This window comes from Sorangium sp. So ce1335 (assembly GCF_051521615.1).
GTDB lineage: Bacteria > Myxococcota_A > Polyangia > Polyangiales > Polyangiaceae > Sorangium.
In genome coordinates, this window is the sequence record NZ_CP150363.1 from 3,190,768 (window position 1) to 3,202,241 (window position 11,474).

Here is an 11,474-nt window from a genome sequence, read left to right on the forward strand (position 1 = left end):
CCCCTCAGTGCGCGTGGCCGCCCTCGGGCTTCCCGAGCTCTGCCTTGAGGACGAAGCTGTTCTTGCCCACGTAGCGCTCGCCCGCCGACAGGCCCGCCGCGATCTCCACGACGCGCGCGCCCTGCCCGGCGGGGTCCGCGGCCCCCCGGCGGCCGACCTTCACGGGCCGCGCCTCGAAGGCGTCGCCCTCCTGGACGAAGACGACGTCCTCGCCGTCGACGCGCTGGATGGCCTCGTCCGAGACGACCACCGGCGCGTCCACCTCCTCGACGCTCACGTCCACGGTCGCGAACAGCCCCGGCCGGAAGCCCTTGTCCGGCTCGCGGAGCTCGACGCGGGCGCTGGCCGAGCGGTTCCCCTCATCGAGCACGTGCCCGAGGTACGTCACCGTCCCCCGGGCCGGCGCCGGCGCCCCCTCGGCCGTGACCCACGCGGCCTGGCCGACGCGCACGCGGCGCAGATCCTTCGCGTACACGGTCACGTTGACCCAGACGGTGGACAGGTCCGCGATCACGAACACCTGCGTGTCCTCCTTGAGCACCTCCCCGACCGCGATGTGCTTCTCGATGATCGTCCCGTCGATCGGCGCGACCAGCGCGTAGCCGCCGCCCTTGCCGCCGCCGGCGCCCGCGGCGGCGCCGAGCTTCTGCGCCGCGCTCCGGTGCTCGATCCGGGCCTCCGCGACGGCCTGCTTCGCCTCGAGGTACTCCTTCTCGGCGGAGATCTGCTCCTTCCAGAGCGCGTCCTGCCGCGCGAAGCTCGCCTCGGCGAGGGTGAGGCGCTCCTTCGCCGCGAGCAGCTCGCGCTGGAGCTCGGCGAGCTCGCGGCTGTCGAGCACGGCGAGCACGTCGCCCTTCTTCACCGCGTCGCCGAGCTGCTTCTTGACCTCCCGCGCCGCGCCGGGCACGCGCGGCGTCACGTGCGCGACGCCCTCGGCGTTGAGCGCGATCTCGCCGGGCAGCCGCAGGGTGACGGCGACCTTGCCCGGCCCGGCGGTCAGGAGCTCGATCCCGGCGTTCTCGATCATCGCCGGCGACAGCCTGAGCCTCCCCCCGGCGTGCTCGTCGCCGTGCGCGCCGTGCTCGCCGTGGGGATGACCCGCGGTGTCCCCGTGATCCTCCCCGCGCCCGTGCCCGTCATCTTCCCCGTGGCCGTGCCCCCGGTCCTGCCCGTGCTCGCGGCCTTCCTCTCCGTGTGCGTGGGCGTCGTGGTCGTGCGCCGCGCCCGCGCCCGCGCCGTGGCCGTGCAGGCGGTGCTCGACGAGCACGGTGGCCCCCACGGCCGCGCCGACGAGCGCGAGCGCGCCGGCGGCGAGCGCCGCGACGCCCTTCCGCGTGAGCTCGAATTTTCCGCTGTTGCTGCTCATAGGGGCATCCTCCCTGCGGCGACGAGCAGCTCGATCTTCGCGGCCGCGTGGGCGTGCTCCGCGTCGAGCAGCGCCGCCTGCGTCTCGAGCGCCTCGCGGCGCACGAGCAGGACGCTCGGCAGGTCGTTCTCGCCGAGCTCGTAGCCGCGCGCCGCGAGCGCGGCCGCCTTCTCGCCCAGGGCGGCCGCTGGCGTCAGCGCCTCGAGCGCGCGCCTCGTCGCCACGTAGCGCGCGTGGAGCTCCTGGACCTTGCCGGCCGCGGCCGCGCGCGCGGCGCCGCTCCGGGCCGCGGCGACGTCCACCTCGGCGGCCGCCGTCGCCGCGCCGGACCGGTTCGCGTTGAGGAGGGGCAGCGGCACGGCCAGCCCGAGCATCCCGATGTTGGCGCCGTCGTCGCGCTCGTACTGGGCCGTGACGGTGACCGTCGGCCACCGCGCGGCTTGCTCCCGCGCCGACCTCGCCCGGGCCGCGTCGAGCGACGCCGCGGCGGCGCGCAGGTCCGTGCGCTGCTCGAGCGCCTCGAGCAGCGCCGCGAGCGGCGGCGGCTCGTCCGGCGGGACGAGCGGGCCCTGCATGGGCCCCCGCTCGTGCCCCCGCTCCGGGTCGGCCGCGGCGGGGAGCCCGAGCAGCACCCGCAGCGCGGCCAGATTTGCGTCGCGCGTGCCCCTCGCGGCCGCCTCGGCCGCCGCGTCGCGGCCGCGCTGCAGCGACGCCAGCGCCACGTCGACCTCGGGCGCCTCGCCCGCCTTGCGCCGCCGCGCCGCCGCGGCGAGGAGCCGGTCGCCGAGCGCGAGCCGCGCCCGCGCGAGCGCGACGTGCCGCTCGTCGCGGAGCACCAGGGCGTGCTGGAGCAGCGCCGCGAGCACGAGGCCGCGCCGGCCGTCCTCGGCGGCGCTCTCCGCGGCGCGCAGCTCGGCCTCGGCGGCGTCGATCCGGGCCCCGCGCTGGCCGCCGAGGTCGACCGGCCAGGACAGCGACGCCATCGCCGCCGCCGGCCGGCTCCCGTCGGGGTTGAGGCGGACGCCGCCCGCGCCGGCCAGGACGGGGTTCTCGAGCGACAGCGCGCCGGACGCGCCGGCGGTGGCGCGCGCGACGGCGACCTCGGCCGCGGCGACGCGGGAGGCCGGCGAGGCGCGGGCCAGCTCGACGACGCGGGCGCGGGTGAGCGGCGCCTCGGCGGCGAGGGCTGGTCCCGGGAGGACGACGGCGGAGAGGACGACGAACGGAGCGATGATCGACAGAGCACGCGCAGGAGAAAGGGACATGGCCGGGCAACCCCGAGCGCACAGCGCTCGCGCAAGAGCCGCATGAATCCCGGTCGTCAGGGGAGGCGTGGCGCGCTGTCCACGCAGCGCGCGGCGCCTCGTGCGCGCCTCACGCGCGGCGCCACACGCCGTGCGCGGAGCCTCGTGAGCGCCTCACGCGCGGCGCGGCACGCCGTGCGCGACACGCGGTGCGCGCGGCACGCGGTGCGCGCGGCACGCGGTGCGCGCGGCACGCGGTGGCGCGCGGCACGCGGTGGCGCGCGGCACGCGGTGGCGCGCGGCACGCGGTGGCGCGCGGCACGCGGTGGCGCGCGGCACGCGGTGGCGCGCGGCACGCGGTGGCGCGCGGCACGCGGTGGCGCGCGTTCCGGCGCGGAGCGCCTCTCCCGACCCGGGGCCTCAGGCGCGCGGCTGGCGCGGTGGTCTCTCGAGGCGGTCGAGCGCGGCGCGCCCCGGCATCACCGGCGGGGCGAGATCCTCGAGCTCGTACGCGGCGAGCAGCGAGGAAAGCAGCGGCGGCTCGACGCGCGGCAGCGTCATGGGGACGTGGCCGCAGGCGCAGTCGTGGCAGTCCGGGGGGCAGTCGCTGTGCGATCCGTCGTGGCTGCCGCCGTCGTCCTCAGCGTCCGCGAAGGCGGGCGCCGCCGGGTGCGTACAGGCGACGGCGATGCCGAGCGTCTGGAACGTGTGTCCCTGGCCGAGCAGGCCGATGACGAGCAGGACCGACAGGGCCGCGCCGAGCCAGCGGAGGAGCTGGCCACGCCGTCGCTGCGCGGGCCGGACGCGGAACATGCCCGTCAAGGATGGGGCGCCCCACCGCGGGGCGTCAAGGCGGAAGCTCGCGGCGCTCGGTGGTCTCCACGGCGCGGCGCCCGCCATCGTCGATGCGCACGCGCACGCGCGCCGGTTGCTGGCGGCGTCGGCGATGGCGGCGAAGCCCCGCGCTGCAACGACGCGGGCCCGCGCCCGGGGAGCGGCCCTGGCGCTCCCGGTTCAGTCGATGGATGCTGTGCGCGCGTGGTCAACGGAACGCGACGGCGCCGTGCGCGAGGCGGGCGCAGCGCCGTGTCCCCCGGTCTGCCGAGAGCGATGGATCCATGAGCGAGCCGCGGTCGAGCCTTCGTCGTGCAACCCACCCTCGCGACGAGCCGCCCGAAGGCGAGCGGCGGCCCGAAGGCGAGCGGCGGCCCGAAGGCGAGCGGCGGCCCGAAGGCGAGCGGCGGCCCGAAGGCGAGCGGCGGCTCAATGGCCTCGCCGCGGAGGCGCGCCGGCGCGAGACGCCCCTGACCCGCGCCCTCGAGCGGGCGCTCGGCGCGGCGCCCGGCGCGCTCCCCTCGGGGCTGCCGGACGCGCTGTGGGGCAAGGCGCTCGTCGGCCCGGCGCGCGACTTCCTGCAGCGCCCGGGCAAGGACTTCCGCGCCCGGCTCGTGGCGATCGGCTGGGCCCTCGGCGGCGGCGACCCCGCCGAGCTCCCCGACGAGCTGCCGCTGGTCGTGGAGATCCTCCACGCGGGCTCGCTCATCGTCGACGATGTCCAGGACGACTCCGCGGCGCGGCGCGGCGCGCCGGCGCTGCATCGCGTTTGCGGGGTGCCGCTCGCGATCAACACGGGCAACTGGATGTATTTCTGGGCGCTCGACCTGCTCGGCCGCGCGCCCCTCGGCGCCGCGGCCCGGCTCGCGATCTACCGCCGCCTCGGCCGCACGCTCATGCGCTGCCACGAGGGGCAGGCGCTCGACCTCACGGTGCGCGTCGCCGAGCTGGCGCAGCCGCTCGTGCCCGGCGTCGTGGCGAGCATCACGCGGCTCAAGACCGGCAGCCTGATGGGCTTCTGCGGCTACGTCGGCGCCCGCGCCGCGCGCGCCGGGGCGCCGCTCGTTCGGCGCGTCGCGCGGTGCTGCCGCGACGTCGGCGTGGGGCTGCAGATGCTCGACGACCTCGGCGGCATCACCTCCAGCGCCCGCGCCGACAAGGGGCTCGAGGATCTGCGCCACCGCCGCTCGACGTGGCCGTGGGCGTGGCTCGCCGAGCTGGTCGAGCCGCGGGCGTTCGCGGAGGCGCAGCGGCGGCTCTGCCTGGCCGAGGACGAGCGCGATCTCCGGGCGGTCGCCGAGATGCTCCGCGAGCGGGTCGGGGCGACCGGCCGGGTCCGCGTCGCGCGCCACCTCGGCGGCGCGCTGGCAGCGCTCCGGGCCGCGGTCGGCAGCGCGTCGCCTGTCGTCGAGCTCGAGCGCGAGATCGAGCTGCTGAAGCAGAGCTACGGCTGACGCGGCCCGCGCGCGCCGCCGCGCCCGCCCCGGCAGGGCGATGTGGCCCGACCGCACATCGGCGCTGGCTCGACCTTTGAATTGGTCCCCGGCCCAGCGCGGAGGATCATGGAGCGTTCGGGCACGGGCTGGATCGGCCGTCACGGCGGGGGCAGGGGCAGCGGCGGAGGCGTCGCCGGGGGGCTCCGCGGCCCGCGTGGGCGCGATCTGCACGGGCGCGCGGGGATCGCCCGGGTGCGCGTGGAGGTCGCCGGGCTCTTCGGGGACGCTGCGCGCGCCGCGCGCATCGAGCGGGATCTCGCCGCGATGCCCGGCGTCCTGGAGGTGCGGGCGAGCGCGCGGACCGGGCGGGTGCTCGTGCTGCTGCAGCGAGACGCGGCGGAGGCGGTCGACGCCGCGCTCGGCGCCCACGCCGAGGCGGGCGCCCCGCCGCCGCCCTCCGCGCGCCGCGCCGCGCGCGCCGTGGCCGAGGGCGTCGGCGCGCTCGTCCGCGCGGCGGGCCGACGCGCGCGCCGCGAGGGGGAGGCGGGCGAGGGCACAGCGGGCGAGGGCGCGCGGCCTGCGCGGGCCGGGGGACCGGAGCCTGCGCGGGCCGGGGGACCGGAGCCTGCGCGGGCCGTAGAGCGGATGCCGGCGCGGCCCGTAGAGCGGATGCCGGCGCCGCCCGTAGAGCGGGAGCCGGCGCGGCCCGGCCGTCGCGAAGGGGAAGACCTCCTCGCCGCCGCCGACCGCGCCCACGCCGAGGACGCGAGCGAGGTCGCCCGCGCCCTCGGCGTCGACCCGCGCGCGGGGCTCGGCGCCGCCGAGGCGCAGCGCCGCCTCCGCGACGTCGGCCCGAACGAGCTCGCGGGCGTCGCGACCCGCTCGACGCTCGATATCCTCGCACAGCAGATTTTTACAGTGCCCACCGCGCTGCTCCTCGGCGCGGCGGGCCTGTCGCTCTCGCTCGGCGACGTGATCGACGCGGGCGCCGTCCTCCTCGTCGTCGGCGCGAACGTCGTGGTCGGCACGTACAGCGAGTCCCGGGCCGAGGAGCTCCTGCACGCGTGGGGCGACCTCCAGGTCGGGTGGGCGCGCGCCGTGCGCGACGGCCGCGAGCAGCGCCTCGCCGCCTCGGACATCGTGCCGGGCGACGTCCTCGCGCTGCGCGCCGGCGAGCCCGTCGCGGCGGACGCCCGGGTCGTCGCGGCGCGCGAGCTCGCCGCCGACGAGAGCACGCTGACCGGCGAGAGCGAGCCCGCCGAGAAGGGCCCGGCGCGGGTCGACGCGGGCGCGCCGCTCGCCGACCGCCGCAGCATGGTGTACGCGGGCACCACGATCGCCTCGGGCGAGGGCACGGCGATCGTCGTCGCCACGGGCCGGCGGACAGCGCTCGGCGACATCCAGCGCGCGCTCTCCCGCGAGGGCGAGCGCACCCCGCCGATCGAGCAGGAGCTCGCCTGGATAGGCCGGCGCCTCGCGGCCTTCGCGCTCGCGAGCTCGTCGGCGGTCGTGGTGGTCGGCCTCGCCCGGCGGAGGCCGCTCCGCGCGCTCGCGCGCAGCGCCGTCGCCCTCGGCGTCGCGGCCATCCCCGAGGGGCTCCCCGCCGTGGGCACCACCGCGCTCGCGCTCGCGAGCCGCCGCCTGCGCGGCCGCGGCATCGTGATCCGCCGCCTCGCCGCGGCCGAGACGCTCGGCGCCGTCAGCGTCGTCTGCGCCGACAAGACCGGCACGCTCACCGAGAACCGGATGCGCGTCGCCGAGATCTTCCTCCCCGGCGAGGGCGTCCTCCGGGTCGAGCACGGCGGCCCCGCCCAGGTCGCGCTGATCGGCGAGGACGGGCGCGAGGTCGACGTCGCCGCCGGGCCCGTGCACGCGCTCGCGCGCATCGCCGCGCTCAACGCCGACGTCGAGCTGAGCGACGTGGGCAAGGTCGTCCAGGGCAGCGGCACCGAGCGCGCCCTCGTCGAGTTCGCGCTCGCCGCCGGCTACCCCGTCTCGGCGCGGCGCCTCGCGGCGCGGCGCGTGAGCGAGGAGCGCCGCTCGGCCGAGCGCGCGTTCATGGTGACGGTCCACGACCACCCGGAGCTCGGGCACATCGAGCTCGTGAAGGGCGCGCCCGAGCAGGTCGTCGCGCGCTGCGACGCGCTCGGCGACGCGCGCGGCGACGTGCTCCGGATCAACGACGAGATGGCCGCGCGCGGCCTGCGCGTGCTCGCCCTCGCGTGGCGGCAGAACGGCCGCCCCGACAACGACGCCCCGCTCGAGCTCGCAGGCCTCGTCGGGCTCCGCGACCCGCCGCGCCCCGGCGTGCGCGAGGCGCTCGCGGCGCTCTCCGGCGCGGGCATCCGCACCCTGATGCTCACGGGCGACCAGGAGCGGACCGCGCGCGCGATCGGCGCCGAGCTCGGCATCCCCGAGGACGCCGTGCACAGCCGGGTCACGCCCGAGGCCAAGCTCGACATCGTGCGGGCGCTCCAGCGGCGCGGCGAGATCGTGGCGATGACCGGCGACGGCGTGAACGACGGCCCCGCGCTCAAGGCGGCCGACGTCGGCGTGGCCATGGGCAAGCGCGGCACCGACATCGCGCGCGCCGTGGCCGACGTGGTCCTCGCCGAGGACGACCTGCCGAGCGTCACCGAGGCGGTCCGCGAGGGGCGGCGGCTCCACGACAACGTCCGCCGCGCGATCGCGTACTTCGTCGCCACGAACGCGAGCGAGGTCCTCGCGATGCTGGCCGGCTCCCTGGCAGGCGCCTCGCCGCTCACCCCGCTGCAGCTCCTCTGGATCAACCTGCTCACCGACGTCGCGCCCGCGCTCGCGCTCGCGCTCGAGCCGGCCGAGCCGGGCGTCATGCAGCGCCCCCCGCGCGACCACCGGGCGCGGCTGTTCGGCCCGCGCGACGTCCGCGCGCTGGGCGCGGACGCGGCCCTGATGTCCGGCGCCTCCCTCGCGGCGTACGCGCTCGGCGGCCGCGCCGCCGCGGGCACGCGGGCGTTCACCGCGCTCGTGACCGCGCAGCTCCTCCACATCATGGCCTGCCGCGCGGGCGCCGCGGACGGCGCGCCCGGGCCCGCGCCTCGCGGGGACAACCCGCACGTGGCCCGCGCGCTCGCCGCGACCGCCGCGCTCCAGGCGCTCGCGCTCGGCTCCCGTTCCCTCGGCGGCCTGCTGGGGGCGACGCGCCTCCGCGGCGGGGAGCTCGCGCTGTCCGTCGCCGCGGGCGCGCTGCCCTCGCTGCTCCGCCGCCGGCCGGGGCCCTTCGCGGGCGCCGGCCGCGACATCGTGATCGTCGTCAACGCCGCGCGCGACGTCATCGCCGACGACGACGCCGCGCGCGAGGGAGATCCGGCACCATGAGGTTTCATCCACCATCGTTCGCGCTGGGGGTCGGCAGCGCCGTCCTCCTGATGAGCAAGAAGCAGCACCTCCGGCCCGTCGTCGTCGAGATCGCGGCGCTCGGGCTCCACCTGGGCAAGCTCGGCCTCGCCCTCGTCGAGCGGCAGCGGGAGCACGCCGAGGATCTCTGGGCCGAGGTCGCCGAGCGCGCGCGGCACCGGACCCGGGGCGCGGCGCGCCGCGAGCGCGCGCCGCGCAAGAGCAACGGCGCCTCGGCGCTCCACGACGAGCCGTCGTCATGAGGGCGCCGGTGGTCGTCGCCCACGCCCTGGAGCGGCGCGTCCGCCTGCGCGCGCCCGCGCTGGCCGGCCACCGCGGCGCGTGCGAGCGCGTCGCCGAGCAGCTCGCGGCCGACCCCGTCTGCGAGGTCGTGACCGTGCGCCCGGCCACGGGCTCGGTGGTCGTCGAGCGCCTCGACGGCGGCCTCGATCCCGAGCGGCTCTGCGGCCGCCTCGCCGAGCTTGTTGGCGAGGCGCGGGACGACGAGGGTCACCTGCTCGCCACGCCGTCTCCCGACGCCCACCCTGGCCCGACGCGCGTCGCCCGCGCGCTCGCGCACGCGTTCGCCGGGATCAACGCGGACGTGCGCGAGGCGCTGGGCTACCGCGCGGATCTCGGGACGCTCTTGCCGGTCGTGTTCGCGACGGCGGGGCTCGCCGAGGTCGGCGTGACGCGCCGGCTGCCTGCGCCGGCGTGGTTCAACCTGCTCTGGTGGTCGCTCCGGTGGTTCATGACGTTCAACCCCGGGGCGGTGTCGGAGGAGCTGCGCAGCGCCGCCGGCGGCGTACCGGGCGCGCCGGCAGCCCCGGGCGGCGGACCCGGCGGGGCGTGCCCGCCTCGCGGCGAGCTGTAGCTCAGGCGCGTCGCCCGGCTGGCGTCACCCCGCGGCCGGGCGGGGCGCGCCGGCCCGCGGCCGGGCGGGGCGCGCCGGCCCGCGGCCGGGCGGGGCGCGCCAGCCAGATAGATGCCGCCCGTCACGATGAGAAGGTCGCCGGCGAGCCCCTGAGTCCAGCGCGGGTTGAGGCGCGCGTTGACCGCCTGGGCCTCCGCGACCGCGATGAGCGTGCTCAGCACCAGGGCGGCGATGGCGCCGATGCACACCGACACGCGGCTCTTGCCGCCGGGCGCCGATCGCGGAGACCGCCAGCTGCGTCCCGTCGCCCAGCTCGGTCAGGAGCACCGTCCAGAAGGTCGCCAGAAGGACTTCCAGCTCCAGGGCCTAGAAAAGCGTGCTGTTCCGGGAAATGCTCCCCGGAATCGGGCAGATCCGGAGCACCGTCGTCCGCCCGGCGACGGCGACTCCACGCGTGTGGGGGAAGAGAACCCGCGGGGAACGCCTGATGACACACAGGGACGGGAAGGACGGCGAGACAGCATTCCACCGGAGAGGACATGATTCTCGGCGCGCGCCTCGCCATCGGACATCCTCTCGCGGCCGGGGCGTGCCGGCGCGTTTTCAAGTTCGTGTCGCGCCCGTTGACCTCGACATAAGCCATCAACCGATCGAAATCGGCCCTGGAACTGATTGAACCTCGAGGCCGGCGCGCGTACCTTGTGCCCCGGTTCGTCAGCCCCGGAAGCAGAGGGGAACCCGTTGATGGCGCGATTGCAATTTTCTGTGTGGCTCGGTCTGGCGGTTGTGTCGCTCGCCGTGTCGCCCGGTTGTAGCTGCGGCCCGGAGGCCGCGACGGTCGCGGTGAGCGGGGCGGGGGTCGGGGGATCGGGCGGCGCTGGCGGCGCGGGGGCTGGCTCGGTTGTGGCCGCGGAGGGCGGGGGCGGCGCTGGCGGCGCGCCCGAGCTCGCGGACGTGGGGCGCACCGCGAGCGATGTGGTCAGCGCGGGCCAGGTGGTGAGGAGTCCGAGCTATCGCATGGTCTTCACGCTCGGTCAGCCGACTCAGAATCAGGGAAAGACGACCTCACCGAGCTACCGCATGCAGGGCGGCCTCGTGGGGGCGAACGGGAGCTTGCCATGAACGGGATGGGACCGCGTCTCCTCGCGGTTTGTGTTCTTCTCGCCGCCTCGCTCGGCATCGTGCGCGGCGCGGCCGCCGCGGTGCCAACGCAGATCACGCACCAGGGGCGGCTCTTCGGGGCCAACGGAGATCCGGTCAACAACGCGCTTCCGGTGACGTTCGCCGTCTATGCCTCCGCGGAGCCCGGGGAGGGCGAGGCGCCTCTCTGGAGCGAGTCGATCGCGATCACGTTCGATGACGGCTACTTCTCCACGGTGCTCGAGTTCACCGAGGAGCAGGCGGCGAAGGTCTTCGATGGCTCGGTTCGCTACCTGGGCATCACGGTCGGGGACGACCCGGAGATGGAGCCTCGCACCGCGATCGGGAGCGTCCCTTATGCGATGGTCGCGAACAACGCCGTCGGCGAGATCACGCCGAAGCGCGTGAAGATCGGCGACAAGGTCGTCATCGACGAGAACGGCAACTGGGTGGGCAGCCCGAGCGGCATCGTCGGGCCCGAGGGCCCTGCGGGTCCCCAGGGGCTGCCGGGCCAGCCGGGGGAGCGCGGCCCCGAGGGGCCGCCGGGCCAGCCGGGGGAGCGGGGGCCCGAGGGGCCGCCCGGGCTGACGGGGCCGCCGGGCCAGCCGGGGGAGCAGGGGCCCGAGGGGCCGCCGGGGGAGCGGGGTCCCGAGGGGCCGCCGGGTCCTGAGGGACCGCCGGGGCCGGTTGGGCCGTCGGGCGTCGTGGCGACCGTGGCGCTGGCGGGTAACGCCGCCCACACCTTCATGGCCAACAGCCCCATTTACCAGTTCGTCGGTCCTCCGGCGTCGTTGACCATCCGCGAGGGGCCCCAGCGCGTGACGGGCTCGGCTTCCGCTCCCCTCTCGCTCAAGGCGGGCGGCGCTCCGCTTCTCGCCACCGTGGGCCTCTGCTATCAGCGGGTCGACGGCTCCTCCGGCGAGATCGCCAATTTCTTCGGGGCCGGCTTCGCGAACCACCCGTTCTCGTCGACGCGCGCCACCTACTCCGTGTCGGCCACGACGGTGCTGCCGGTGGGGACGTGGAACGTCGGCATGTGCCTTCGCAACGAGGGCAGCTACCAGATCGATGGGGCCGGCTCGATGGTGAACGGCTGGTTCATCGTCACGAACGACTGAGGTCGCCGGCCGCGGCGGCGCCGGGCTCGTCGTTCGTGGGGCTGTTGGCGGGGATGGAGGCGCCCGCGCGCCCCGCTCGCGGGGCGC

9 protein-coding genes are annotated in these 11,474 nt (G+C 77.1%); 6 read left to right on the forward strand and 3 right to left on the reverse strand.

Annotated elements, in window-relative coordinates; genetic code table 11:
• Positions 1 to 4: 4 nt before the first annotated feature.
• The 3 genes from WMF24_RS11955 to WMF24_RS11965 form a co-directional block, all read right to left on the reverse strand.
• Positions 5 to 1,366, reverse strand: coding sequence for an efflux RND transporter periplasmic adaptor subunit (locus WMF24_RS11955; RefSeq protein ID WP_437736523.1), 1,362 nt, complete (start codon positions 1,364 to 1,366; stop codon positions 5 to 7).
• Positions 1,363 to 2,631, reverse strand: a complete 1,269-nt coding sequence (locus WMF24_RS11960; protein WP_437736524.1) for a TolC family protein — start codon at positions 2,629 to 2,631, stop codon at positions 1,363 to 1,365. Before WMF24_RS11960 ends, WMF24_RS11955 begins: the two co-directional genes overlap by 4 nt.
• Before the next feature lie 399 nt (positions 2,632 to 3,030).
• Positions 3,031 to 3,423 carry a hypothetical protein gene (locus tag WMF24_RS11965; RefSeq protein ID WP_437738795.1) on the reverse strand — a complete coding sequence of 131 codons (393 nt, stop codon included), beginning with the start codon at positions 3,421 to 3,423 and terminating at the stop codon, positions 3,031 to 3,033.
• Positions 3,424 to 3,728: 305 nt separating this feature from the next.
• On the opposite strand from WMF24_RS11965, the gene WMF24_RS11970 reads away from it, so the two are divergent.
• The 6 genes from WMF24_RS11970 (at position 3,729) to WMF24_RS11995 (ending at position 11,387) form a co-directional block, all read left to right on the forward strand.
• The gene (locus WMF24_RS11970) at positions 3,729 to 4,898 is read left to right on the forward strand and encodes a polyprenyl synthetase family protein (protein ID WP_437736525.1); all 1,170 of its coding nucleotides are present in this window, start codon (positions 3,729 to 3,731) and stop codon (positions 4,896 to 4,898) included.
• A 108-nt stretch (positions 4,899 to 5,006) separates the two neighbouring features.
• Positions 5,007 to 8,237, forward strand: a complete 3,231-nt coding sequence (locus WMF24_RS11975; protein WP_437736526.1) for an HAD-IC family P-type ATPase — start codon at positions 5,007 to 5,009, stop codon at positions 8,235 to 8,237.
• Positions 8,234 to 8,518 (forward strand): hypothetical protein, encoded by a 285-nt coding sequence (locus WMF24_RS11980; RefSeq protein WP_437736527.1) that lies wholly within the window; start codon positions 8,234 to 8,236, stop codon positions 8,516 to 8,518. Before WMF24_RS11975 ends, WMF24_RS11980 begins: the two co-directional genes overlap by 4 nt.
• Positions 8,515 to 9,129 (forward strand): HMA2 domain-containing protein, encoded by a 615-nt coding sequence (locus WMF24_RS11985; protein ID WP_437736528.1) that lies wholly within the window; start codon positions 8,515 to 8,517, stop codon positions 9,127 to 9,129. Before WMF24_RS11980 ends, WMF24_RS11985 begins: the two co-directional genes overlap by 4 nt.
• 744 nt (positions 9,130 to 9,873) lie before the next feature.
• Entirely contained in the window at positions 9,874 to 10,251 is a 378-nt protein-coding gene (locus WMF24_RS11990) for a hypothetical protein (RefSeq protein ID WP_437736529.1), read from the forward strand.
• Positions 10,248 to 11,387 carry a collagen-like protein gene (locus tag WMF24_RS11995; RefSeq protein ID WP_437736530.1) on the forward strand — a complete coding sequence of 380 codons (1,140 nt, stop codon included), beginning with the start codon at positions 10,248 to 10,250 and terminating at the stop codon, positions 11,385 to 11,387. Before WMF24_RS11990 ends, WMF24_RS11995 begins: the two co-directional genes overlap by 4 nt.
• Positions 11,388 to 11,474 lie beyond the last annotated feature (87 nt).